The organism is Azospirillum sp. HJ39, assembly GCF_041507355.1.
Lineage (GTDB): Bacteria > Pseudomonadota > Alphaproteobacteria > Azospirillales > Azospirillaceae > Azospirillum > Azospirillum thiophilum.
In genome coordinates this window covers 393,447-418,503 of record NZ_CP167909.1, presented here as the reverse complement: position 1 = coordinate 418,503, position 25,057 = coordinate 393,447, and the positions used below count along the sequence as shown (strand labels likewise).

Genomic DNA, 25,057 nt, shown 5'->3' with positions numbered 1-25,057 from the left:
TTGTTGCAGAGTCCATCCATTCAGGGGCGCGACAGGCCGTCCAGCGGGATGGCGGTGACGCTCTTCACCTCTTCCATCACGGCGTAGGTGTGGGTTTCGCGGACGCCGCGCGCGGTCGACAGCAGTTCGCCCAGGAACAGCCGGTACTCGTTCATGTCGCGCACCCGCGCCTTGACCAGATAGTCGAAGCCGCCGGCGACCATGTGGCATTCCATGATCTGCGGCATGCGCAGCACGGTGGCCTTGAAATCGTCGAAATTGTCGGGTGTCGTACGGTCCAGCACCACTTCGACGAAGACCAGCATCCCGGCCTCCAGGCGATGCGGGTCGAGCAGCGCGACATAGCGCTGGATGACGCCGTCGCCCTGCAGCCGCTTCACCCGCTCCAGGCAGGCGGCCGGGCTGAGATTGATGCGGCGCGCCAGCTCGACATTGCTGAGGCGCCCGTCCTCCTGCAGTTCGCGCAGGATCTTGAGATCGGTGGAATCGAGGCTGCGGTCCATGGGAGGCTCGGAATGCTGTTCGGCTGGCGGCACCGATCCTCAAGGCAAAGAACGGAAGCGGCCAGCCGTGACCATAGCAGGATCGGTGCGGACGGCGCCACTCCGAAGCCTGTTCGCCGAAGGGGACGGCGGTCGGTCACGCCGCCAGCGGCAGCGCAACCGTCATCCGCAGGCCGCCGGCCGGCCGGTTCTCCGCGCGCACCCGGCCGCCGAAGGCCTCGATGTTGCGGCGTACGATCCACAGCCCGATGCCGAAATGCGCCGCCCCCGCCTGATGGGCCGCCGCCTCGTCCTCCGGCATGCCGCGGCCGGGTTCGCGGTGGGAGAAGTAGCGATCGAAGATGCGGTCCAGGTTGGCGGGATCGACGCCCGGCCCCTCGTCCTCCACCACCAGCTCGGCCCAGGGGCCGCTGCGGGTCAGCCGCACGCTGACCGCCGCATCGGGCGGCGAGAAGCTGACGGCATTCTCCACCAGATTCTCGACGATGGTTTCCAGCGTCTCCTCGCCCGCACGCACCACCAGACCGGCGTCGATGCGCGAGCGCATGTGCAGCCGCTGTTCGGCGAGCAGGCCGGTGTAGCCGCCGGCCATCCGTTCCACCAGCGCCGACAGGTCGACGCGGCGGCGCGAGGGCGCCAGCAGGTCGGCCGCCGCCTCGTCCATGCGGCGGGCGAAGGAGACGAGGCCGTCCAGCTTGTCCAGCGACTTCTCGATCATCGTCAGCGCCCGCTGGCTGCGGGCGTTCTCCGCCGGCAGGGCGCGGCGCAGCGGTTCCACCGACTGGCGGATCACGGCGATCGGCGTCTTGAAGGCGTGGGCGTTGTCCTCCGCGGCGCGGCGCAGCGACTGGGCGCTGTCGCGCAGCGTGGCGACCAGCCGGTCGAAATCCTCCGCCACCCCCGCCAGTTCCGGCACGGTGTTGCGCGCGGCGAAGGAGGCGCTGCGGCCCTTCCGGTCGGCGCAGTCCTCGCCGCCCCCATCGCCGCCCCCATCGCCGCCGACAATCCCGCGCGCAAGGTCGCCGAAGCGGTTCAGGTTGCGCCAGACGCCGGCCAGCACGGCCAGCACCAGTGCCGCCATCGCCAGATAGATCGCCGCGGCGGCCTGCACCGCCGGCGTGCTCCAATAGGGCCGGCCGAGCGAGGAGGAGATGTAGGCCTCGGTGGCGTGGCTGGTCACCAGCGCCCAGCAGCCGAAGCTGGTCTTGATCGGCGTGATGGAGGACAGCACCTCCTCGCCGCCTTCGGCATGGGGGACGCGCATCGCCAGGGTGGCATTGCCGGCGCAGCTCGACCCCAGCCGGTCGAGCACCCCCTGTTCGAGCAGCAGGCGCCGTTCGGCGTCGATGTCGGCGGTGGACAGGCTGGGGGCTGCGGCGACGTAGAAGAAGGGCTCCGGCCCGGCCCGGACGCCGGAGGAGGAGGCCCCCGGACCCGCCGCCGAGACGCGCGGCCGGACCAGCAGCTTCAGCCGGGTGCGGTCGTCACCATAGCGGGCGAGCGCTCCGCTGAGGCCGGGAAGGGCGGCGCGGTCGACGCCCAGCAGTTCGGGTTCCAGCGCACGGGCGATCAGTTCGCCCTGGCGCTGGGCGCTTTTCAGCAGGAGTTGCTGCGTCGCCTCGTCGGCCCGCTGGAACTGGTCGTAGAGCAGGACCGGAACCGCGACGAAGACAAGGGTGAGCAGCAGCAGGCGGCTCGCCATCGAGCGCCACAGCCAGAGCAGGCGGGCGGACGCCCGTCCAGGCGCCCGCATCGCCGCAAGGTCAGTCGGCAGCAGCGCCATCGATCAGCATATCCTCGCCAACACCGTCCCCGATACCGTCCTCATCGCGGCCCTGGTTGGCCGCATCGTCGCCCTTGCCCCAGCGGTAGCCGAAGCCGGGATAGTTCTCGATGCAGGCGAAGCCGGCGTCGACCGAACGGAACTTCTGGCGGATGCGCTTGATGAAGGCACGGACGTTGGCGCGGTAGCCCGACGGGCCGTATCCGGCCATGAAGCCCTTGCCATGGACGAGGTCGTAGATCTCGCGGTAGGACACGTCCTCTTCCGGGCGGGTCGACATCAGCTTGACGATGTTGAACTCGGTCAGCGTCAGGTCGATGCGCTTGCCCTTCCAGAAGGCGCGGCTGTTGTCCAGGCGCAGTTCCAGCTCGCCCAGGCGGTGGAGCGTGGCGTTGCCTGCGGCCTCCCCCTCCTCGGCCGCGCCCTTGGCGCCGTCCCCCTTGGTGCCGTCCAGGATCAGGCGCATGCGCTTCAGCAGGATCGACAGGCTGCGCGACTTCTCGACGAAATCCAGCGCGCCGCCAGCCAGCGCCGCCTCTTCATAGATCTGGTCGGACAGGACGGTCAGGAAGATGACCGGCACGTCGATGCCGCGGGCACGCATCTGGCGCAGCACGTCGATGCCGTCCAGCTTGGGCATGCGCCAGTCCAGCAGGACGATGTCGACCGCGCCGCCGCCGGCGAAGAAATCCAGCGCCGGCTCGCCACGGTCGAAGGTGACGACGTCGTACCCCTCGTCGCCGAGATTGAGGCTGAGCGACTCGCGGAACAGGTCGTCGTCATCCACCAGGGCGATGCGGGCAATGGTCGGTTCGGTCATCGCGGACATTCCCTTGTTCTGCTCCGCCCTACTGTAATCCGGGGCGGACAGGGCGCCCTGTGTCAGCTTGAGCGAGGAGCTGGGCGAAGCATCGGTGGTCGGCGTCAGGGACATTTTGGCTGCTCTTCATATCGTAGGAGAGGGCGCGGAAGTCCTGGGACGAGGTCATATCCATGAAGAAGAAGACCTTGAGGGTGCAATCGCCTTTGGCATACCGCCAGATCTTGGCGGGAGGCGCCTCTTCCCGTGCAACGGGGGACCCCAGGAGGTTGAGAGTCTGGACTTCGTCCAGCCCGACAAGGCTGTCGGGGTCGGCGTTGGAAGTTGCAGGGGCGGCGGTTGCGGGACTGGCGGCGGTTGCGGGAGAGACGGATGCCAACTGTGTGGCGGCCGTCAACTCGCCGACGGTCACCGGCGGACCGGGCTGCGGCATCGGCAGGGTCGGCGCCAGCGCGGTGGCGTCGGGCACCTTGCGGGCCGGCTTCTGCCTGGGCACCGGCGGGGCGGGCGGGCGGGCGTTCGGATTGGCCGCCGTCAGGTCCGGCCCCCCCGGGCCCGTCATGTTGGACGGGCAGCCGGCCAGCAGCAGGACCGCGACCAGCAGGCCCGCATGTCGGCCCCGGCCGGCGGCGTAGGCGCCGATCTGCGCCACATCGCGGAGGACTGCCGGCACGGTCATGGGGGCGGGCCTTTCAAATCCAGAGGAACGGTCATAACGGCATCACACGGAAGGCATCGGCACGAGGCGCAAGCCGGCTTCATCCGATTGGGAAGTCAACTTCGCACCTTGGTTGGAGTTGCCTGCGTCCGATGTCCCTAAACTCAATCCAGTCTGGTTAATGGCGCGTTAAAGCTACAGCCCGTACCCCCATTTTGCAAAAGCAAATCAATATTTTTCGAAGTTTCGTTTGAATTTCGAGCGAATCCGGTTGGACCGGCACCGTCCTTTGCTCAAAAGTGGTAGAAATTCCAGCAAGATCCATTATGCACCGGCCGCTGCCATGGTGATGTGCGGAGGGTGACAGGACGTGACGGAAATGAGGCGGGAGGATGACCGGGATTGGGCGGGACGATGGCCGGCGCCCAAAAAACACCCGGCGGGCCATATCGTGGGCCAGGGGGCGGCCAAAAACAATCGGCGGCGGAGCCACCCGGGTATGGCTCCGCCGCCGCTCAGCCGGACGGGCAACAGATGTGTCGCGACGCGCCGAGGCGGTCGGAAGATGTTGCCTCTGGAACTCCAGCCGTGGTTCCGGCCGGCTCTCAGGCCGGTCGGCGTCGTGGGAACAATGCGTTTTCGGCACCATCCATCACGCTTCCCATCATGCGCCGGACCGCCGGGCCGGTCAAGTTCGTAGCACGGACAATTTGGTAGAGCAGCCATCCGGCGGAGGAGAACGAGCCATCGGCCCGGACATTGAAAGCCGGAAGGATTTTCCTTACTGTTGGAACGGCCCTTGCCGTGAGGTACCGATGATCACCAGCAAGCTTACCAGCAAAGCGCAAACCACCATCCCGCAGCCCGTGCGCGTCGCCCTCGGCCTGCATGAGGGCGACGAGATCGCCTACAGCATCGAGGACGGGCGCGTCATCCTGACACGCGCCGTGGTGGAAACTGGTGACGATCCGTTCCGCACCTTCGCCGAATGGAACAGCGATGCGGATCGGCGCGCCTATGCCGACCTTTGAGCCCTGGGACATCGTCAAGGTCCCGTTCCCCTACACCGACAGGCCGGTGCGCCAGCGGCGGCCGGCACTGGTCATCGCGGCCGGCGACCTGCTGACGCACCACAACCTCGTCTGGGTCCTGATGATCACCAGCGCCGAAAACCGCGGCTGGCCGACCGATGTCGTCGTCAGCGATCTTGCCGTCGCCGGGTTGCCGGCCCCGTCCGTGGTCCGCACCGCCAAAGTGGCCGTCATCGACTGCCGCGACGCGGAGCGCCTCGGAACGCTGTCGAATTCCGACCGCGCCGCCGTGGCGGTTCACCTCGCCGGCCATTTGGCCGCCACCATGCACACCCCACCGGGTGCATGAGGAACCCATCAGCCGGTTGGTGTCGCGCGGCGATTTCCAGTCAGGTTGGCGATGACGGGACCGAACGCGAAAGGGCCGCGCCCCCGCCGGGAGCGCGGCCCTTCCGTTGCCGAAGGATCCCTCACGCACAACCACGAGCGCGGGCCACCTTCGATGCGGTCGGGCGGCCGATGGCGTCGCCGATGAACGCCCCGGCCGCGATCAGCCTGTCCAGATCGACCCCGGTCTCGATGCCGAGGCCGTTCAGCATGTACAGCACATCCTCGCTCGCCACGTTCCCGGACGCCCCCTTGGCATAGGGGCAGCCGCCGAGCCCGGCGACGGAGCTGTCGACCACCGCCACGCCCATCTGCAGCGCCGCCAGGATGTTGGCCAGCGCCTGCCCGTAGGTGTCGTGGAAATGGACGGCGATCTTCTCCACCGGCACCCGGTCGGCGACCGCGGCGATCATTGCTTGCGCCTTGGTCGGGGTGCCGGTGCCGATGGTGTCGCCCAGCGAGATCTCATAGCAGCCCATGGCGAACAGCCGTTCCGCCACGTCGGCCACCGCGCCCGGCGAGATCTCGCCCTCGTAGGGGCAGCCGAGCACGCAGGAGACATAGCCACGCACCGGCACGCCTTCGGCCTTGGCCCGTTCCATGACGGGCGCGAAGCGGTCCAGGCTCTCGGCGATGGAACAGTTGATGTTCTTCCGGCTGAAGCTCTCCGACGCGGCGCCGAACACCGCCACCTCGTCGGCCCTGGCCGCCAGCGCGCCCTCCAGCCCCTTCAGGTTGGGGGTCAGCGCGGCATAGCGCACGCCGGGCTTGCGGGCGATGCCGGCCAGCACCTCGGCGCTGTCGCCCATCTGCGGCACCCATTTGGGCGAGACGAAGCTGGCCGCCTCGACGACCGTCAGCCCGGCGGCGGTCAGGCGGTCGACCAGCTCCACCTTCACCGCGGTCGGCACCATGGTCTTTTCGTTCTGGAGGCCGTCGCGCGGACCGACCTCCACCATGCGGACGAATTTGGGCAACTGCATGATCACGCCTCCGCGATGTCGAGAACCAGCAGGTCGACGCCTTCCGACACCTGATCCCCTGCCGAGAAATTCACGGCGCTGACGATACCGGCCGCCGGCGCCTTGATGGTGTGCTCCATTTTCATGGCTTCCAGCAGCATCAGCGGCGCGCCGGCCTCCACGCTCTGGCCCGGTTCGACCAGCACGCGGACCACGGTGCCCGGCATCGGCGCGGTCAGGCGGCCGGAGCCGCCCTCCTGCTCCGCCGCGCGGGCGCTGGGGTCGTCCAGCGTCAGGCGGGACACCGCGCCGTCGATCAGCACGGTGATGTCGAGGCCTTGCTGGACGACGGTCGCGCGGGTGCGCATGCCGTCCAGCGTCGCGGTCAGCACGCCGTCGGCCAGCGCGACGCCGGCGACCGGGATCGCGTGGCCGCCATCCACCGCGACCTCGTAATCGTCGCCGCGGAAATGCAGCGTCACCTCGCGCGCCGTCTCGCCGTCCATCAGGCGCAGGTCGTAATGGTTCTCCTCGTTCAGCCGCCAGCCATTGGCGAGCAGCCAGGGCGAATGGCGGTCGGAGCGGGCGCGCAGCGCGGCCTGGGCCTCCTCCCGGCGCTTCAGCAGCACCGACAGGGAGGCTGCCGCCAGCGCCCGGTCGGCGACCGGGGCCGGCGGCGGCAGCAGGTCGGCGCGGTGGCGCTCGATGAAGCCGGTGTCGATCTCCACCGCCCGGAAGGCCGGATGGCCGGCGATGGCGCCGAGGAAGGCGACGTTGGTGGTGACGCCGACCACCTCATACTCGGCGAGCGCCACGCGCAGGCGGCGCAGCGCGCTGTCGCGGTCCTCGTCCCAGACGATCAGCTTGGCGATCATCGGGTCGTAGAACATGGTGACGGAATCGCCCTCGCGGACGCCGGTGTCGACGCGGACATGCTCGCTCTCGGACGGCGGGCGCAGGCGGAGCAGCCTGCCGATGGCCGGCAGGAAGTCGCGCTGCGGGTCCTCGGCATAGAGCCGCGCCTCGAAGGCGTGGCCGCGGCGGGTCAGCTGGTCCTGGCGCAGCGGCAGTTCGGACCCGGCGGCGACGCGCAGCTGCCACTCGACCAGATCGAGGCCGGTGATCTTCTCGGTCACCGGATGCTCCACCTGGAGGCGGGTGTTCATCTCGATGAAGTAGAAGCCGCCATCCTCATAGAGGAATTCCACGGTGCCGGCGCCGACATAGCTGACCGCCTTGGCGGCGGCCACCGCGGCCTCGCCCATGCGGCGGCGGAGGTCGTCGGGAAGATCGGGGGCCGGCGCCTCCTCGATCACCTTCTGGTGGCGGCGCTGGACCGAGCAATCGCGCTCGAACAGATAGACGCCGTTGCCGTGGGTGTCGCAGAAGACCTGGATTTCGACATGGCGCGGGCGGGCGAGATACTTCTCCAGCAGCAGGCTGTCGTCGCCGAAGGCGGCCTTGGCCTCGCGCTGGGCACCGGCCACCGCGTCCGCCAGTTCAGCGGCGGCGCGCACCACGCGCATGCCCTTGCCGCCGCCGCCGGCCGACGCCTTGACCAGCACCGGGTAGCCGATGCGCTCCGCCTCCGCCGACAGGGTGGCGAAATCCTGGTCGGTGCCGTGATAGCCCGGCACCAGCGGCACGTCGGCATTCGCCATCAGCCGCTTGGATTCGGCCTTGGAGCCCATGACGCGGATGGCGTCGATCGGCGGGCCGATGAAGACCACGCCGGCCTCGGCACAGGCGGCGGCGAAGCCGGCATTCTCCGACAGGAAGCCGTAGCCGGGATGGATGGCCTGGGCGCCGGTGCGCTTCGCCACGTCGAGGATGACGTCGCCGCGCAGGTAGCTTTCGCCGACCGGGGCCGGACCGATGCAGACGGCCTCGTCGGCCATCTGGACATGCATCGCCTTGGCGTCGGCCTCCGAATGGACGGCGACCGTGCGGATGCCCATCCGGCGGGCGGTGCGGATGACCCGGCAGGCGATTTCGCCGCGATTGGCGATCAGGATCTTGTCGAACATTTGGGTCAGCTCCGCCAGGACGGGGTGCGTTTTTCGAGGAAGGCGCCGACGCCCTCCTTGCCTTCAGCGCTGGCGCGCTGGCGGGCGATGCGCTCCGCCGTGTCGCGCATGACCTCCTCGGTCAGCGGCCGGCGGGCGACGGCGCGGATCAGCTCCTTGGCGGCGCTGACCGCGGTCGGGGCGCTGTCCGTCAGGCTCTTCACCATCTTCGCCACCGCGTCTTCCAGCCCCGCGGCGTCGGTCAGCTCATGCAGCAGGCCGATGCGGTGGGCTTCGGCCGCGCCGAAGCGCTCGCCGGTCAGGAAATAGCGCCGGCAGGCGCGCTCGCCGATGGCGGCGATGACATAGGGGCTGATGGCGGCGGGGATGATGCCGAGACGCACCTCCGACAACGCGAAGGTCGCGGTGTCGACGCCGATGGCGATGTCGCAGGCCGACACCAGCCCGACGCCGCCGCCGAAGGCCGGACCCTGCACCACGGCGACCGTCGGCTTCGGGCATTCGTCAAGCGTGCGCAGCATGGTGGCGAGGCCCATGGCGTCGGCCAGATTCTCCTCATGGGAGTAGCCGGCCATCTTCTTCATCCAGGACAGGTCGGCCCCGGCCGAGAAGCTCCTGCCCACCCCGCGCAGCAGGACGACGCGCACCGCCGGATCCTCGCCGACCCGGCGGAAGGCGGAGGTGAGGTCCGCGATGACCTGCTCGTTGAAGGCGTTGTGGACGTCGCCGCGGTTCATGGTGACGGTGGCGACGCCGGTGTCAGCGATGTCGACCAGAATATCGTTTCGGAGAATGTCGCTCATGCCCGCCTCCATCACATCCGGAAGACGCCGAAGGGCGTCTTCGGCACCGGCGCGTTCAAGGACGCCGACAGCCCCAGCCCAAGCACCATGCGGGTGTCGGCCGGGTCGATGATGCCGTCGTCCCACAGGCGGGCGCTGGCGTAGTAGGCGTGGCTCTCGCGCTCGAACTGGGCGCGGATCGGCGCCTTCAGCGCCTCGTCGTCCTCCGCCGACCAGGGCTTGCCCTGGGCCTCCATCGCGTCGCGCTTGACCTGGGCCAGCACGCCGGCCGCCTGCTCGCCGCCCATCACCGAGATGCGGGCGTTCGGCCACATCCACAGGAAGCGCGGGCTGTAGGCGCGGCCGCACATGCCGTAATTGCCGGCGCCGTAGCTGCCGCCGATGATGACGGTGAATTTCGGCACCTTGGCGCAGGCGACCGCGGTGACCAGCTTGGCGCCGTCCTTGGCGATGCCGCCGGCCTCGTATTTCCGTCCGACCATGAAGCCGGTGATGTTCTGCAGGAACACCAGCGGGATGCGGCGCTGGCAGCACAGCTCGACGAAATGGGCGCCCTTCAGAGCGGATTCGCTGAACAGGATGCCGTTGTTGGCGATGATGCCGACCGGATAGCCGAAGATGTGGGCGAAGCCGGTCACCAGCGTCGTGCCGTAGAGCGGCTTGAACTCGTCGAAACGGGAACCGTCGACCACCCGCGCGATCACCTCGCGCACGTCGAAGGGCTTGCGGGCGTCGCTGGGGATGACGCCGTAGAGCTCGCGCGGGTCGAAGGCGGGATCCTCCGGCTCGCGGAGATCCAGGTCGATCTGCTTGGCGCGGTTCAGGTTCGACACCACGCGGCGCGCCATCGCCAGCGCGTGCGCGTCGTTCATCGCGTAATGGTCGGTGACGCCTGACGTGCGGGAATGGACGTCGGCGCCGCCCAGATCCTCGGCCGACACCACCTCGCCGGTCGCGGCCTTCACCAGCGGCGGGCCGCCCAGGAAGATGGTGCCCTGGTTGCGGACGATGATCGCCTCGTCCGACATCGCCGGGACATAGGCGCCACCCGCGGTGCAGCTTCCCATGACCACCGCGATCTGCGGGATGCCCTCGGCCGACATGTTGGCCTGGTTGTAGAAGATGCGGCCGAAATGGTCGCGGTCGGGGAAGACCTCGTCCTGGTTGGGCAGGTTGGCGCCGCCCGAATCCACCAGGTAGATGCAGGGCAGGTTGTTTTGTTGGGCGATCTCCTGCGCCCGCAAATGCTTCTTGACCGTCAGCGGGTAGTAGGTGCCGCCCTTCACCGTCGCGTCGTTGGCGACGATCATGCATTCCTGCCCGGCGACGCTGCCGATGCCGGCGATGATGCCGGCCGACGGGATGTCGTCGGCATAGACGCCGTCGGCGGCGAGCTGCGACAGCTCCAGGAAGGGCGAGCCGACGTCGAGCAGCTGGCGGATGCGCTCGCGCGGCAGCAGCTTGCCGCGGGCGAGGTGCTTGTCGCGCGCCTTGGCGCCGCCGCCCTGCTGGATGGCGGCGACCTTCCGGCGCAGATCGTCGACCAGAAGCTGCATGGCGTCGGCGTTGGCCTGGAACTCGGCGGAGCGCGCGTTGAGGGCGCTCTTCAGGACGGTCATGCCGTCTTCCTCCCGGTTTGGCGGTCTTGGTTATTGGATGAGGGCGCGGCTGATGACGAGCCGCTGGATGTCGCTGGTGCCCTCGTAGATCTGGCAGACCCGGACGTCGCGGTAAATACGCTCGACCGGGAAATCGTTGAGGTAGCCGTAGCCGCCATGGATCTGGATGGCGTCGGAACAGACCTTCTCCGCCATCTCCGAGGCGAACAGCTTGGCCATCGCCGCTTCCTTCATGCAGGGCACCCCGGCGTCGCGCAGGGAGGCGGCATGCAGGACGAGCTGGCGGGCCGCCTCCACCCGGGTCGCCATGTCGGCGAGGCGGAAGGCGACGGCCTGGTGCTGGACGATCGGCACCCCCATGCTCTGGCGCTCCTGGGCGTAGCGGACGGCATGGTCGAGCGCGGCACGCGCCATGCCGACCGACTGGCTGGCGATGCCGATGCGCCCGCCCTCCAGGTTCGCCAGCGCCACCTTGTAGCCGGCGCCCTCGGCCCCGAGCATCAGGTCGGCGGGAACCCGGCAGTCCTCGAACACGATCTGGCAGGTATCGGAGCAGTGCTGGCCCAGCTTCTCCTCGGTCCGCGCCACCTGATAGCCCGGCGTGTCCGTCGGCACGATGAAGGCGCTGAGGCCCTTCTTGCCCGCCGCCGGGTCGGTCACCGCGAAGACGATGGCGACGTCGGCCTGCGAGCCCGAGGTGATGAACTGCTTGGTGCCGTTCAGCACCCAATGATCGCCGTCGCGCCGGGCGCGGGTCTTGATCGCCGAGGCGTCGGAGCCCGCCTGCGGCTCGGTCAGGCAGAAGGCGCCCAGCATCTCGCCGCGCGCCATGGCTTTCAGGAAACGGTCCTTCTGGGCGTCGGTGCCGAATTTCAGGATCGGCATGCAGCCGACCGAGTTGTGGACGCTCATGACGGTGGAGACGGCGCCGTCGCCGGCGGCGATCTCCTCGATGGCGAGCGCGTAGGCGACATGGTCGGTGGCGGCGCCGCCGAACTCCTCCGGCACCAGCATGCCCATCAGGCCGAGCTCGCCCATCTCGGCGAGTTCCGCCTTGGGGAAGGCGCCGCTGCGGTCGCGCTCGGCGGCGGTCGGGGCGAGCCGGTCCTGCGCGAAGGCGCGGGCCATGTCGCGGACCATGGTCTGTTCTTCGGTCAGGTGCATCGGGCGTTTCCTCGGACGATGGTTCTTTGTTGGTGCTTTGTTGGTGGCGTGCTGTGCCCCCTCCCCATCCCTCCCCCGCCTTTGGCGGGAGAGGGGGTAGGATGCTTGGGAAAGGGCGGCGGAGTTCCCTCTCCCGCCAAAGGCGGGGGAGGGTTAGGGAGGGGGCAATAGCCTCCCCTTACACCCGCTCCACCGCGATCGCCGTCGCCTCGCCGCCGCCGATGCACAGGCTGGCCACGCCGCGCTTCAGGTCGTACTTCTCCAGGGCCGCCAGCAGCGTCACGATCAGCCGCGCCCCCGACGCGCCGATGGGGTGGCCGAGCGCACAGGCGCCGCCATGGACGTTCACCTTGTCGTGCGGCAGGTCGAGGTCGCGCATCGCCGCCATGGTGACGACCGCGAAGGCCTCGTTGATCTCGAACAGGTCGACGTCGCGGGCCGACCAGCCCACCTTGTCGAACAGCTTCTGCATCGCACCGACCGGCGCTGTGGTGAACAAAGCCGGGAGCTGGGCGTGGTTGGCGTGGCCCTTGATCTCGGCGATTACGCGCAGGCCGCGCTTCTCCGCCTCGCCGCGGGTGGTGACGACCAGCGCCGCGCCGCCGTCGGAAATCGAGGAGGCGTTGGCCGCCGTCACCGTGCCATCCTTGGCGAAGGCCGGCTTCAGCGTCGGGATCTTGGCCGGATCGGCCTTCAGCGGCTGTTCGTCCCGCTCGACCAGCGTATCGCCCTTGCGACCCTTCACGGTGACGGCCGCGATCTCCGCCGCGAAGGAGCCATCCTCCGTCGCCTTGCGGGCACGGTTCAGGCTCTCGATGGCGAAGGCGTCCTGCGCCTCGCGGGTGAAGCCGTAGCTGCCGGCGCATTCCTCGGCGAAGGTGCCCATCAGCCGGCCCTTGTCGTAGGCGTCCTCCAGCCCGTCGAAGAACATGTGGTCCAGCACCTTGCCGTGGCCCATGCGGTAGCCGCCGCGGGCACGGTCGAGCAGGTAGGGGGCGTTCGACATGCTCTCCATGCCGCCGGCAACCACGATCCTGGCCGAGCCGGCCTTGAGCACGTCATGGGCGAACATCACCGCCCGCATGCCCGAGCCGCAGACCTTGGAGATGGTGGTGCAGCCGACCGCCTTCGGCAGCCCGGCGCCGAGCGCGGCCTGCCGCGCCGGAGCCTGGCCCAGCCCGGCCGACAGCACGTTGCCCATGAACACCTCGTCCACCGCGTCCACGGGCAGGCCGGAGCGCTCCAGCGCCGCCCGGATGGCGGCGGCGCCCAGCTGCGGGCCGGTCAGGCCCATGAGGTCGCCCTGGAAGCCGCCCATCGGCGTGCGGGCGGCGGCGGCGATGACGATGCTGTCGGTCATGGTGGTCGGTCCCTTTCCCTCGATGCTCTCTATGCTTTGCCGAACCGCTTTACGCGGTTTCCCGGCCTTCAGGCCGTTTCCTTGAACAGTTCGCGCCCGATCAGCATGCGGCGGATCTCGCTGGTGCCGGCGCCGATCTCGTAGAGCTTGGCGTCGCGCAGCAGGCGGCCGGTCGGGTATTCGTTGATGTAGCCGTTGCCGCCCAGGGTTTGAATGGCCTCCAGCGCCATCCACGTCGCCTTTTCGGCGGAATAGAGGATGGCGGCGGCGGCGTCCTTGCGGGTGGTCTCGCCGCGGTCGCAGGCCTTGGCGACGGTGTACACATAGGCCTTGGCGGCGTTCATGATGGTGTACATGTCGGCCAGCTTGCCCTGCATCAGCTGGAACTCGCCGATGGCCTGCCCGAACTGCTTGCGGTCGTGCAGGTAGGGGATCACCACGTCCATGCAGGCCTGCATGATGCCGAGCGGCCCGCCGGCCAGCACCGCGCGCTCGTAATCCAGCCCGGACATCAGCACGTTCACGCCGCGCCCGACGCCGCCCAGGACATTCTCCTCCGGCACCTCGCAATCCTCGAACACCAGCTCGCCGGTGTTGGAGCCGCGCATGCCCAGCTTGTCCAGCTTCTGCGCCACCGAGAAGCCCTTGAAGCCCTTCTCGACCAGGAAGGCGGTGATGCCGCGCGGCCCGGCGGTGACGTCGGTCTTGGCGTAGATCACCAGCGTGTCGGCGTCGGGGCCGTTGGTGATCCACATCTTGGTGCCGTTCAGCACATAGCGGTCGCCCTTCCTGTCGGCCCGCAGCTTCATCGACACCACGTCCGACCCGGCGTTCGGCTCCGACATCGCCAGCGCGCCGATATGCTCGCCGGAGATCAGCTTGGGCAAATAGCGGCGCTTCTGCTCCTCGGTGCCGTTCTTGCGGATCTGGTTGACGCAGAGGTTGGAGTGGGCACCGTAGCTGAGGCCCACCGAGGCCGAGGCGCGGGACACCTCCTCCATCGCCACCACATGTTCCAGATAGCCCATGCCGGCGCCGCCATACTCCTCGTCGACGGTCACGCCGAGGATGCCGAGGTCGCCCATCTTGCGCCAGAGGTCGTTCGGAAACTCGTTGGAGCGGTCGATCTCGGCGGCACGGGGGGCGATCTCGTCGGCGGCGAAGCTGCGCACCGAATCGCGCAGCATGTCGGCCGATTCACCGAGGTCGAAATTCAGGCTCGGGTACTGGTTGGACAGCATGGGCGTATCGCTCCCCTGGGAAATTATCCGCGCTTTGACCATACGTTACCGTATGGCTGGGCGCGAGGCAAGGGGCAAGCTGAGCGCTTCGGAAATCTATGCCGGCTCAAGGGATTAGGGGGATGCTCCGCTGCGGATACGGTTCCGCATCGTGGAAAGAGGCCGAAAAAGCCAATCCATTCAAGGCTGCCATGCGCCTGACCGGGCCGGATGCGGCATGGTCGCGCTTCCCAATTGCTGCGCTGCGGGGGTAGGTATTGGATACTGTATACCTGAAACACGCCCCGGGGAACACGCCGGGGAACACGCCGCGTTGAGGAGCCTGTGACGATGATCCGCGTACCGCGCCCGAACCTGGACGGCTTCACCATGGCCCTGGCGGCCACAGTCGGCGTGGCATCCGTGCTGCCGGTGCATGGGCAGCTCGCGCTCGGCGTCCATTGGCTGGCCGAGGCGGCGATCGCGCTGCTGTTCTTCCTGCACGGCGCCCGGCTGCCGCGGGAAGAGGTGGTGGCGGGCATCGGCCACTGGCGCCTGCACCTGCTGATCTTCGCCCTGACCTTCGTCGCCTTCCCGCTGATCGGCTGGCTGGTGGTGGAGACGATGCCGGAACGGCTGCTGCCCCCGGCGCTCGCCATCGGCGTGCAGTTCCTCTGCCTGCTGCCCTCCACCGTCCAATCCTCCATCGCCTTCACCTCGATGGCGCGGGGCAATGTGGCGGCGGCGGTGTGCAGTTCCACCCTGTCCAACATTTCCGGCATCCTGATGACGCCGCTGCTGGTCGCGCTGTTCCTGAAGGTGCAGGGCGGGGCGCTGTCGCTGGACACGCTCCAGACCATCGCGGCGCAGCTGCTGCTGCCCTTCGTGCTGGGCCAGCTGCTGCGGCGCTGGGTCGGCGCCTGGGCGGCGCGGCACAAGTCGGTGCTGCGGGTGACCGACCGCGGATCGATCCTGCTGGTCGTCTATCTCGCCTTCAGCGAGGCGGTGGCGAACGGCCTATGGACCCAGGTGCCGCCGGCGGCGCTGGGAATCGTGGTGCTGGTCGACTGCGCCATCCTGGCGGTGTTCCTGGTCGGCACCACGCTGCTGAGCCGCCGCCTGGGCTTCTCACGCGCCGACGAAACCGCCATCGTCTTCTGCGGCTCGAAGAAGTCGCTGGTCAGCGGCGTGCCGATGGCCGGCCTGCTGTTCGCGCCGGCCACGGCCGGGCTGGTGCTGCTGCCGGTGATGCTGTTCCACCAGATCCAGCTGATGGTCTGCGCCGTCCTCGCCCGCCGCTACGCCGACGAGGAACAGGCGCGGGACGCGCTGCCGGCGGCGTCCTGACGGACGGCGGCAGCGGCGCGCCCTTACACCGGTCAGCGGGCCTGAAGCATCCCCACTGCGCCGCGCGCCACCTCGTGCAGGTCGGCCTCACCGCCGGCCTTGACATGGGCGAACAGGCCGGCGCGCATGCGCGGATCCCAGAATTTGCGGATGTGGGTCGCCGTCTCCGTCACCGCCTCCTCGTGCGGATAGGTGGCGAAATGGACGGCGATCTGGTTCGCCATCCGGACCAGTTCCTTGGCATGGTTCGTGTGGCTCATCGGTGTCTCTCCCGTGACGTGGGGGTTGGGATCAGCGGAACAGGATGATGCCGTCGCGGCGCGACAGCGCTCCCAAAGTCAGGCCGGCGGTGCGCGCCAGCTCGAGCGCCAGCGCCGTCGGCGCCGAGATGGTCGCCAGCAGCGGGATGCCCACCGCGGCGGTCTTCTGCACCAGCTCGAAGCTGCACCGGCTGGTCATCACCACGAAGCCGGTGGCCGGATCGGCGCCGGACCGGGCAATGGCGCCGATCAGCTTGTCGAGCGCGTTGTGGCGGCCGACATCCTCGCGGGCCATCCGGATGGCACCATCCGGCGCGCACCAGGCGGCAGCGTGGACCGAGCGGTTGGCCCGGTTCATCGGCTGGTGGTCCGGCAGGGCGCGGAAGGCGGCGGCGACCGCGGCCGGCTCCACCTCCAGCGTCGCCGTGATCTTCCGGGGCTCCCGAACGGCGTGGACAAGACTGTCCACGCCGCACAGGCCACAGCCGCTCCGCCCCTCCATGGACCGGCTGCGCAGGCTTCCGCGCAGGAGCCGCAGGGGATCGACCGTCATGTTGACGACGAAGCCCAGCGGCGTTTCCCGCACGGAGGTTTTCTCGATATCGGCAGCGGTCCCGACGATCTCCTCGGCCAGGCTGAAGCCAAGCGCGAAATCCTCCAGATCGCCGGGGGTCGCCATCATCACCGCATGGGAGCGGCCATTGTATTCGAAGGCGACCGCGGTCTCCTCCGGCACCTGCCATTCGACGTCGGCGCCCTCCTCCGCTCCGACACCGGCGGGAAAGCCGGTGCCGGTGACGGCGATGGAGCACATGGAACTGTCGTCCGGACGGATCGGCCCCGAAGGCATCGCGGTCATGATTCCTTCTCCTCAGCGCGAGGCCACGGTCATTCGGCGGCGATGACGTTGGCGGCGGCGATCCGCTTGCGCTCGACGTCGTTCCTCGCGTAGTCGACCTGCCAGTCCGAGGGCTGGTTGCTGCGGGTGATCTGCACCGCCGTCACCTTATATTCGGGGCAGTTGGTCGCCCAGTCCGAATTTTCCGTGGTGATGACGTTGGCGCCGGTCACCGGGTGGTGGAAGGTGGTGTAGACGACGCCGGCCGGCATGCGGTCGGAGATGACCGCCTTCAGCGTGGTGGCGCCCATGCGGCTGGCGAGCGACACCATGTCGCCGTCCTTGACGCCGCGGATCTCGGCATCCACCGGGTTGATCTCCAGCACATCCTCCGGATGCCAGGCCACGTTGGCGGTGCGGCGGGTCTGCGCGCCGACATTGTAGTGGGCGAGGATGCGGCCGGTGGTCAGCACCAGCGGGTACATCCGCGTCGTCCGCTCGTCGGTCGGCACATATTCGGTGATCACGAAGCGGCCGAGGCCACGGGCGAAGGTTTCGCCATGCATGATCGCCATGCCGGTGTCGTCGTCCTCGAACCCGGTGCAGGGCCACTGGACGCTGCCGACGCGGTCGAGCTTCTCGAAGCTGACGCCGCGGAAGGTCGGGGTCAGCGACGCGATCTCGTCCATGATCTGCGCCGTGCTGTCGTAATGCATCGGATAGCCCATCGCCGTCGCCAGCGCGCAGGCGACCCAATGCTCGTCCCGGCCCACCTTGGACGGCATCGCCTTGCGGACGCGGTTGATGCGGCGCTCGGCGTTGGTGAAGGTGCCGTCCTTCTCCAGGAAGGAGGTGCCGGGGAAGAAGACATGGGCGAAGGCCGCCGTCTCGTTCAGGAACAGGTCCTGGACGATGACGATGTCCAGCGATTCCAGCGCCGAGGTGACATGGTGGGTGTTGGGATCGGACTGGACGATGTCCTCGCCCTGCACGAACAGGCCGCGGAAGCTGCCGTCATGCGCGCTGTCGAACATGTTGGGGATGCGCAGGCCGGGTTCCGGATCCAGCGTGACGCCCCAGGCGGTTTCGAACTCGGCGCGGACGGCGTCGTCGGAGACGTGGCGGTAGCCCGGCAGCTCGTGCGGGAAGGAGCCCATGTCGCACGAGCCCTGCACGTTGTTCTGGCCGCGCAGCGGGTTCACGCCGACGCCCTCGCGGCCGATGTTGCCGGTCGCCATCGCGAGGTTGGCGATCGCCATCACCGTGCTGGAGCCCTGGCTGTGCTCGGTCACGCCCAGCCCGTAGTAGATCGCGGCGTTGCCGCCGGTGGCGTAGAGGCGGGCGGCGCCGCGGATCAGGTCGGCCGGCACGCCAGTGCGGGATTCCAGATATTCCGGCGAGTTGCGGTGCTCGGCGATGAACGCCTCCCACTTTGCGAACTCCTTGGGATCGCAGCGCTCCTCGACGAAGGGACGGTCGACCAGCCCCTCGGTGACGATGACGTGGGCGATGGCATTCACCACGGCGACGTTGGTGCCGGGCTGGAGCTGGAGATGGTAGTCGGCCTGGACGTGCGGGCTGCGCACCAGATCGATGCGGCGCGGGTCGACGACGATCAGCTTGGCCCCGGCGCGCAGCCGACGCTTCATGCGCGAGCCGAACACCGGGTGGCCGTCGGTCGGGTTGGCGCCGATGACCAGGATGACGTCGGACTTGTCGACGCTCTTGAAATCCTGGGTGCCGGCCGAGGTGCCGAAGGTCTGCGACAGGCCGTAGCCGGTCGGCGAATGGCAGACGCGGGCGCAGGTGTCGATGTTGTTGGTGCCGAAGGCGGCACGGATCATCTTCTGGACGACGTAGACCTCCTCGTTGGTGCAGCGCGACGAGGTGATGCCGCCGATGGAGCCCCGGCCATGTTTCGCCTGCACCGCCTTCAGCCGCTCGGCGGCGTAGGCGATCGCCTCCTCCCACGACACTTCCTGCCACGGGTCGGTGATCCGCTCGCGCACCATCGGCTTCATGATGCGGTCCTTGTGGGTGGCGTAGCCCCAGGCGAAGCGGCCCTTGACGCAGCTGTGGCCCTCGTTGGCGCCGCCGTCCTTCCAGGGCGTCATGCGCACCACGGTCGTGCCCTGCAGCTCGGCCTTGAAGGAGCAGCCGACACCGCAATAGGCGCAGGTGGTGATGACGCTGTGCTCGGGCTGGCCGTGCTCGATGATCGACTTCTCGGTCAGGGTCGCGGTCGGGCAGGCCTGGACGCAGGCGCCGCAGGACACGCACTCGCTGTCCATGAAGTTTTCCTTGGCGCCGGGCGACACCGACGAGGCGAAGCCGCGGCCGTCGATGGTCAGCGCGAAGGTGCCCTGGGTCTCCTGGCAGGCGCGGACGCAGCGCGAGCAGACGATGCATTTGGACGCATCGAAGGTGAAGTAGGGGTTGCTCTCGTCCTTCGCGGCGGCCCGATGGTTGTCGCCCTCATAGCCGTAGCGCACGTTGCGCAGGCCGACCGCGCCGGCCATGTCCTGCAGCTCGCAATCGCCGTTGGCGGCGCAGGTCAGGCAGTCGAGCGGATGGTCGGAGATGTACAGCTCCATCACGCCGCGGCGCAGCTTCGCCAGCCGGTCGTTCTGGGTATGCACCTTCATGCCCGGGGCGACCGGCGTGGTGCAGGAGGCCGGGGTGCCGCGGCGCCCCTCGATCTCCACCATGCAGAGGCGGCAGGAGCCGAACGGCTCCAGGCTGTCGGTGGCGCAGAGCTTCGGCACGGTGATGCCGGCGTCCATCGCCGCGCGCATCACGGAGGTGCCTTCCGGCACGGTGATGCTGCGGCCGTCGATCTCCAGCGTCACCAGGGTCTCGGAGACGCGGGCGGGGGTGCCGAAGTCGGTCTCGTGGATGAGGGTCATCTCGGGTGCTCCTGGGATCGCTCGTTATTCGGCGGCGATGTGGGTGACGCGGACGGCCCCGGAATTCCTGGGCGTCTTGCGGAAATCCTCGGGGAAATGCTTGACGGCACTGCGCACCGGATAGGGCGTCATGCCGCCCATGGCGCAGAGCGAGCCGTCCACCATCACCTCGCAGAGATCGGCGAGCAGGGTGAGGTTCGCGTCGACATTCTTGCCGGCGATGATCTTGTCCAGCGTCTCCATGCCGCGGGTCGAGCCGATGCGGCAGGGGGTGCATTTGCCGCAGGATTCCGCCACGCAGAACTCCATGGCGAAGCGGGCCTGCCGGGCCATGTCGACGGTATCGTCGAAGACGACGATGCCGCCATGGCCGACCATCGCCTCCTGCGCGGCGAAGGCCTCGTAATCCTTGGGCAGGTCGAACTGCGAGGGCGGCAGGTAGGCGCCGAGCGGGCCGCCGACCTGCACCGCGCGGATCGGCCGGCCGCTGATGGTGCCGCCGCCATACTCGTAGAGCAGCTCGTGCAGGGTGATGCCGAACGCCTTCTCGACGATGCCGCCCTGCTTGATGTTGCCGGCGAGCTGGAAGGGCAGCGTGCCGCGCGACCGGCCGACGCCGAAGTCGCGGTAATACTCGCCGCCCTTGTCGAGGATGATCGGCACCGAGCAGAGCGACAGCACGTTGTTGACCACGGTCGGCTTGCCGAACAGGCCCTCCAGCGCCGGCAGCGGCGGCTTGGCGCGGACCATGCCGCGCTTGCCCTCCAGGCTTTCCAGCATCGCGGTCTCTTCGCCGCAGATGTAGGCGCCGGCGCCGACGCGGACGTCGAGGTGGAAGGTGCGGTCGGTGCCGTGGATGTTGTCGCCGAGCCAGCCCTCGTCATAGGCGAGCTTGATCGCGTGGCGCAGGGTCGCGGTGGCGTGCGGATATTCCGAGCGCATGTAGACGTAGCCCGAGGTCGCCCCCACCGCGATGGCGGCGATGGTCATGCCCTCGATCAGGCAGAAGGGGTCGCCCTCGATGATCATGCGGTCGGCGAAGGTGCCGCTGTCACCCTCGTCGGCGTTGCAGCAGACGAACTTCTCGTCCGCCTTCGCCTGCATCACCGTGTTCCACTTGATGCCGGTGGGGAAGCCTGCGCCGCCGCGGCCGCGCAGGCCGCTGTCGGTGACGACCTTGACGATCTCCGCCGAAGACATCGCCAGCGCGTTCTCCAGCCCGCGGAAGCCGCCATGGGCGCGGTAATCCTCGACCGACAGCGGATCGATGATGCCGCAGCGGGCGAAGGTCAGCCGCTCCTGCTTCTTGAAATAGGGGATGTCCTCGGTCGGGCCGTGGCCGAGCGCATGCCCACCGCCGGTCAGGAAGCCGGCGTCGAACAGGCCGGGCACGTCGGCCGGGGTGACCGGACCGTAGGCGACGCGGCCCTCCGCCGTCTCGACCTCGACCAGCGGCTCCAGATAGAGCATGCCGCGGGAGCCGTTGCGGACGATGCGCAGCGGCAGGCCGCGCGAGGACGCCTCGGCCCGGATGGCGGCGGCCACCGCATCGGCGCCGACCGACAGGGCGGCGGAATCGCGCGGGACATAGACGGTGATCAGATGGCCGCTCATTGCGCGTGCCCCTTCTGGCTGTCCTTGTGGGAATGGCTGAGGGTGCGGGGAATTTGCCGGTGCGCCTGCGGGTCGGCCCGCATCTCGGCCGCCAGCTCGTCGAAGCGGTCCGGCGACACCCGGCCATGCAGGTTCTCGTCGATCATGACTGCCGGCGACAGCGCGCAGTTGCCCAGGCAGAAGACCTGTTCGAGCGTGAAGGCGCCGTCGGCGGTGGTGCCGTGGAAATCGACCTGGAGCCGCTTCTTGATGTGGTCGACCAGCGCGTTGGCGCCCATCGACTGGCAGGCCTCGGCCCGGCAGACCTTGAGGATGTGGCGGCCGGGCTTCTCGCGGCGGAATTCGTGATAGAAGGACACCACGCCATGCACGTCGGCGCGCGAGAGGTTCAGCTCCGTCGCCAGCAGGGGGATGGCCTCCTCGTCGATGTAGCCGAACTCTTCCTGCAGCGCGTGAAGGATCGGCAGCAGGGCGCCGCGCAGATGCCGATTGTCTGCGACAATCGTCATGGCGCGCTCAGCGCTCCACGGTTGGCAAGCGTTCACGGGGTGTCCCTCCTTGCGATCGTCCGCGCCGCTCTTTGCGTCGGCGTCGTTCTGGCTTGGCTCTGTCGGTTCGTCCGGCCGTCAATCGTCGCCCGGCACCGTCAGAGTGACGGAGGATACGGTATACCAGCAAATTGTATTTTCTGATGGGCTGATAGCTTTTGGCTATCATGGTTGGGCGTCGGCTGACGATGCCCCCACCCCGGCCCTCCCCCGCTGGGCGGGGGAGGGGGAAAAACGCCGCCCTCAGCGGATCGCCAGCCGCCAGGGAATCATCGCGTCGGCGACGCCGATGGCGACGCGCTGGGCGATGTCGGCATCGGCCGCGGCGACCGCCAGCGCCTTGGCCAGCGGCGGCGGCGGGTCGCGGTCGGCATAGGCCAGCCCGACGACATGGCTCAGCTCCGGATCGACCAGCGGCAGCGCCACCAGCTCCGGCAGGGGCGGAACGAAGGTCAATAGCTGGCCGGGAACGATGCTGACGCAGGATCCTGCCCGCACGATGGTGTAGAGGGTGACGATGGAGTTGGTCTCCATCGCCGGTTCCACCGTCCGCCCGGTCATGCGGAAGGCGGTGTCGGCGATGCGGCGGTTCTGCATGTCGGAGGTCAGCAAGCAGAGCCGAAGGTCGGCCGCCTTCTCCCACGGCACCGCCTCCTGCGCGATCAGCGCGTCGGACAGGTCGGCGCGCCGGGCCAGCAGGTAATAGCGTTCCGAATAGAGCGGCAGGGTGCGGACGTTGTTCAGCGGCTCGTTGTCGAGATAGGTGATGGCGGCGTCCAGCTCGAACTCGTCGAGACCGCGCTGGATCTCGCGCGAACTCAGCGAGGTGACGGTGGCGCGGATGTGCGGGAAGCGCGCGGTGAAGGGCGTCAGCACATGGGGAACCGCCGGCAGCGCCGTCGGGATGGCGCCCAACCGCAGATGGCCGGTGACGCCCTGGGCCAGCGCCAGCAGCTCATGCCGCAGGCTGTCGCGCTCGCCGACGATGCGGCGGGCATATTCCAGCACCTTCAGCCCTTCCGGGGTGAAGCCCTCGAACTTCTGGCCGCGCTCGACGATGGGGACCTGAAGCTCCTCCTCCAGCTGGCGGATCGCGTTGGACAGGGTCGGCTGCGAGACGTGGCAGCTCTCCGCCGCGCGGCCGAAATGCTTCTCGCGCGCCAGCGCCAGCAGATAGATGAACTTGCGGAACATCGCCGGCCCCCCTCCCCGCTTGTCAGGCCGCCGGGTCGAACGGCGGCACCGGCAGGCCCGGCACCTCGACCGCCATGGCGAACAGGCCGCCCGATTGCGGGAACCGTTCCAGCTCGTCGGCCGGGCGGCCGGCGCTGGCAGTGGTCAGGTAGAGGGTGCGCAGGTCCGGGCCGCCGAAGGCGACCATGGTCGGGCAGCGGGCCGGCACCGGATGCTCCGACAGCAGCACGCCGTCGGGAGAGAAGCGCGCCACCCGCCCGCCCTCGTACAGCGCGGTCCAGTAGCAGCCCTCCGCGTCCACCGCGGCGCCGTCGGGCCGGCCGCGGTCGTCGGCGGTGGGCTGGAGCCGGATGAACACCTCGCCGTCAGAGATTTCGCCGGTCGCGGGATCGTAGCGGTAGCGGCGCACGGTGAAGGTCGGGGTGTCGGCATGGTACAGCGTCCGCCCGTCCGGACTGAAGGCGAGGCCGTTGGAGGTCAGCAGACCGCCGGCCAGCACCGCCAGCCCGCGATGGTCGTAGCGGTAGAGATGCGCCTTGCCGCCCGCCTTGGGCTCGTCGAGCGTGCCGGCGAGATAGCGGCCGGCCGGGTCGACCTTGCCGTCGTTGAAGCGGCTGGCCCCCTGGTCCTCGGGATTGGCGGCGAGGCAGGCGACCAACCCGCCCTCCCCGTCCAGCTGCCACAGGCCGGAGCGCAGCCCGGCGATGAAGCCGCCGCCCTTGCGTGGCGCGACGCAGCCGATCTCCTCCGGCAGCGGCAGGACAAGGGTGGCGCCGGTCGCCGGATCGAAGCGGTTCAGCGCCCGGCCCTTGATGTCGACCCAGTAGAGGGCCTGGTCGGCCGCCGACCAGACCGGCCCCTCCCCCAGCTTGGCACGGGCGTCGAGCACACAGGTGAAGGCGGGGCCGGCGGTCATCGCATGATCCTCGGTGTTCGGACGGAAACTCTCCAACGGACCGGCAGGGTCGGACAGATCGGCCGTCCGATCAACCCCGCAGGCGGGGAGGGCAGGCGGGGAAGACCGGCACAGCAGCGCCGTCAGCTGCCGCCGACCTCTCCCAGCGAGGCGAGATACTGTTCCTCCCACCGGCGGCCCGCTTCCAGCTCGCCGAACAGCCATTGGCGGAACAACCGGATCTTCGGCAGGTCGGCCGTCGATTTCAACGTCACGAAGCCGTGCCCCTGCGCCCGCAGCCCGTGGGTGGGGAAGGGAACGACGAGGCGGCCGGACTGAAGCTCCTGCCGGGCGAGCAGCAGGCTGTCCAGGCACACGCCCATCCCGTCCGCCGCGGCGCTGATCGCCATGAAGGAGCGGTCGAAGCGCAGGCCGCGTTCCATGTCCAGCTGCACGCCGCGCTGCCGCCGCGCCCAGTCGCGCCAGCCGAGGATGTTGACCTCCGAATGGATCAGGATGTGGCGGCTGAGATCCCGGGGCTCGCGGATCGGGTTCAGGCCGTTGGCCAGCGCCGGAGAACACATCGGCACGATGATGTCCTCCGGGAACTGCTCCAGCACGCAGCCGGCGGGAGGCGGGCCGGGGTTGTAGCGGATGTCGACGTCCACCGCCCCGGCCGTCAGGTCGATGGGCGACACCGATGCCTGCAGGCGGATGTCGATGGCGGGGTGCAGCGCCTTCACGCGGGTCAGCCGCGGCATCAGCCATTGGGTGGCGAAGCTGGGCATCGAGCGCACGGTGAGGATGGTGGTGCCGCTGCCGGTCGTGGTGACGTTGCGGGTGGCCGCCTCCATCCGGGCGAAGGCGCCGATGATCTCGTTGGCATAGGTCCGGCCGGCATCGGTCAGGGCGACCGACCTGTGAACCCGATGGAACAGCGGCAGGCCAAGCTGTTCCTCCAGAATTTTCACCTGATGGCTGATGGCCGAGGGCGTCAGGCCGAGATCCTCCGCCGCGGTCGCGAAGGAACCGAGCCGCGCCGCGGCTTCGAAGGCCTGCAAAGCCTTGATGGAGATCCGTTTCCGCATCGCACCATTCAGATGAATTCAGTTCATCGA

22 protein-coding genes are annotated in these 25,057 nt (G+C 68.8%); 3 read left to right on the top strand and 19 right to left on the bottom strand.

Features of this window, described 5'->3' with window-relative positions; translation table 11 throughout:
* Positions 1-20: 20 nt before the first annotated feature.
* The 4 genes from ABMY26_RS09320 to ABMY26_RS09305 all read right to left on the bottom strand — a co-directional run bounded on the left by ABMY26_RS09320 (position 21) and on the right by ABMY26_RS09305 (position 3,785).
* Positions 21-503 carry an Lrp/AsnC ligand binding domain-containing protein gene (locus ABMY26_RS09320; protein WP_045585704.1) on the bottom strand — a complete coding sequence of 161 codons (483 nt, stop codon included), beginning with the start codon at positions 501-503 and terminating at the stop codon, positions 21-23.
* A gap of 136 nt (positions 504-639) precedes the next feature.
* A complete protein-coding gene (locus ABMY26_RS09315) occupies positions 640-2,286 on the bottom strand; it encodes a sensor histidine kinase (protein ID WP_372395421.1) in 1,647 nt (548 codons plus the stop codon).
* Positions 2,267-3,106: a response regulator transcription factor gene (locus ABMY26_RS09310; RefSeq protein WP_372395420.1), complete on the bottom strand. Its 840-nt coding sequence runs from the start codon at positions 3,104-3,106 to the stop codon at positions 2,267-2,269. The genes ABMY26_RS09315 and ABMY26_RS09310 overlap by 20 nt, the downstream gene beginning before the upstream one ends.
* 28 nt (positions 3,107-3,134) lie before the next feature.
* Complete coding sequence (locus ABMY26_RS09305) at positions 3,135-3,785, bottom strand: hypothetical protein (protein WP_372395419.1); 651 nt, start codon at positions 3,783-3,785, stop codon at positions 3,135-3,137.
* A 794-nt stretch (positions 3,786-4,579) separates the two neighbouring features.
* Between ABMY26_RS09305 and ABMY26_RS09300 the strand changes: the two genes are divergently transcribed.
* Positions 4,580-4,795: a type II toxin-antitoxin system PrlF family antitoxin gene (locus tag ABMY26_RS09300; RefSeq protein ID WP_372395418.1), complete on the top strand. Its 216-nt coding sequence runs from the start codon at positions 4,580-4,582 to the stop codon at positions 4,793-4,795.
* Positions 4,782-5,144, top strand: a complete 363-nt coding sequence (locus ABMY26_RS09295) for a type II toxin-antitoxin system PemK/MazF family toxin (RefSeq protein WP_372395417.1) — start codon at positions 4,782-4,784, stop codon at positions 5,142-5,144. Before ABMY26_RS09300 ends, ABMY26_RS09295 begins: the two co-directional genes overlap by 14 nt.
* A 121-nt stretch (positions 5,145-5,265) precedes the next feature.
* On the opposite strand, the gene ABMY26_RS09290 is transcribed toward ABMY26_RS09295, so the two are convergent.
* From ABMY26_RS09290 to ABMY26_RS09260, 7 genes are all read right to left on the bottom strand, one after another.
* Complete coding sequence (locus tag ABMY26_RS09290; protein WP_372395416.1) at positions 5,266-6,165, bottom strand: hydroxymethylglutaryl-CoA lyase; 900 nt, start codon at positions 6,163-6,165, stop codon at positions 5,266-5,268.
* A gap of 2 nt (positions 6,166-6,167) precedes the next feature.
* The gene (locus tag ABMY26_RS09285) at positions 6,168-8,171 is read right to left on the bottom strand and encodes an acetyl-CoA carboxylase biotin carboxylase subunit (RefSeq protein WP_372395415.1); all 2,004 of its coding nucleotides are present in this window, start codon (positions 8,169-8,171) and stop codon (positions 6,168-6,170) included.
* A gap of 5 nt (positions 8,172-8,176) precedes the next feature.
* Positions 8,177-8,974, bottom strand: a complete 798-nt coding sequence (locus ABMY26_RS09280; protein WP_372395414.1) for an enoyl-CoA hydratase/isomerase family protein — start codon at positions 8,972-8,974, stop codon at positions 8,177-8,179.
* 11 nt (positions 8,975-8,985) lie between these two features.
* Positions 8,986-10,593 (bottom strand): carboxyl transferase domain-containing protein, encoded by a 1,608-nt coding sequence (locus tag ABMY26_RS09275; RefSeq protein ID WP_372395413.1) that lies wholly within the window; start codon positions 10,591-10,593, stop codon positions 8,986-8,988.
* A gap of 30 nt (positions 10,594-10,623) precedes the next feature.
* Entirely contained in the window at positions 10,624-11,757 is a 1,134-nt protein-coding gene (locus ABMY26_RS09270; RefSeq protein ID WP_372395412.1) for an acyl-CoA dehydrogenase, read from the bottom strand.
* 178 nt (positions 11,758-11,935) lie between these two features.
* Complete coding sequence (locus ABMY26_RS09265) at positions 11,936-13,117, bottom strand: acetyl-CoA C-acyltransferase (protein ID WP_372395411.1); 1,182 nt, start codon at positions 13,115-13,117, stop codon at positions 11,936-11,938.
* 68 nt (positions 13,118-13,185) lie between these two features.
* Positions 13,186-14,358: an isovaleryl-CoA dehydrogenase gene (locus ABMY26_RS09260; protein ID WP_372395410.1), complete on the bottom strand. Its 1,173-nt coding sequence runs from the start codon at positions 14,356-14,358 to the stop codon at positions 13,186-13,188.
* Between the two features lie 330 nt (positions 14,359-14,688).
* Between ABMY26_RS09260 and ABMY26_RS09255 the strand changes: the two genes are divergently transcribed.
* On the top strand, positions 14,689-15,684 hold the full coding sequence (locus ABMY26_RS09255) for a bile acid:sodium symporter family protein (protein WP_372395409.1): 996 nt from the start codon (positions 14,689-14,691) through the stop codon (positions 15,682-15,684).
* Positions 15,685-15,716: 32 nt separating this feature from the next.
* Here ABMY26_RS09255 and ABMY26_RS09250 read toward each other — a convergent pair whose 3' ends face one another.
* From ABMY26_RS09250 to gcvA, 8 genes are all read right to left on the bottom strand, one after another.
* Positions 15,717-15,944, bottom strand: a complete 228-nt coding sequence (locus ABMY26_RS09250) for a formate dehydrogenase subunit delta (protein WP_045585716.1) — start codon at positions 15,942-15,944, stop codon at positions 15,717-15,719.
* A 31-nt stretch (positions 15,945-15,975) separates the two neighbouring features.
* Positions 15,976-16,803 (bottom strand): formate dehydrogenase accessory sulfurtransferase FdhD, encoded by an 828-nt coding sequence (fdhD, locus tag ABMY26_RS09245; RefSeq protein WP_372395408.1) that lies wholly within the window; start codon positions 16,801-16,803, stop codon positions 15,976-15,978.
* Positions 16,804-16,832: 29 nt separating this feature from the next.
* Entirely contained in the window at positions 16,833-19,688 is a 2,856-nt protein-coding gene (fdhF, locus tag ABMY26_RS09240) for a formate dehydrogenase subunit alpha (RefSeq protein ID WP_372395407.1), read from the bottom strand.
* Positions 19,689-19,712: 24 nt separating this feature from the next.
* Positions 19,713-21,302, bottom strand: a complete 1,590-nt coding sequence (locus ABMY26_RS09235; RefSeq protein WP_372395406.1) for a formate dehydrogenase beta subunit — start codon at positions 21,300-21,302, stop codon at positions 19,713-19,715.
* Positions 21,299-21,847, bottom strand: a complete 549-nt coding sequence (locus tag ABMY26_RS09230) for a formate dehydrogenase subunit gamma (protein ID WP_372395405.1) — start codon at positions 21,845-21,847, stop codon at positions 21,299-21,301. The genes ABMY26_RS09235 and ABMY26_RS09230 overlap by 4 nt, the downstream gene beginning before the upstream one ends.
* 246 nt (positions 21,848-22,093) lie before the next feature.
* On the bottom strand, positions 22,094-23,044 hold the full coding sequence (locus ABMY26_RS09225; protein ID WP_372395404.1) for a LysR family transcriptional regulator: 951 nt from the start codon (positions 23,042-23,044) through the stop codon (positions 22,094-22,096).
* A gap of 22 nt (positions 23,045-23,066) precedes the next feature.
* A complete protein-coding gene (locus ABMY26_RS09220; RefSeq protein WP_372395403.1) occupies positions 23,067-23,960 on the bottom strand; it encodes an SMP-30/gluconolactonase/LRE family protein in 894 nt (297 codons plus the stop codon).
* 122 nt (positions 23,961-24,082) lie between these two features.
* Positions 24,083-25,027: a transcriptional regulator GcvA gene (gcvA, locus tag ABMY26_RS09215; RefSeq protein ID WP_082109377.1), complete on the bottom strand. Its 945-nt coding sequence runs from the start codon at positions 25,025-25,027 to the stop codon at positions 24,083-24,085.
* Positions 25,028-25,057 lie beyond the last annotated feature (30 nt).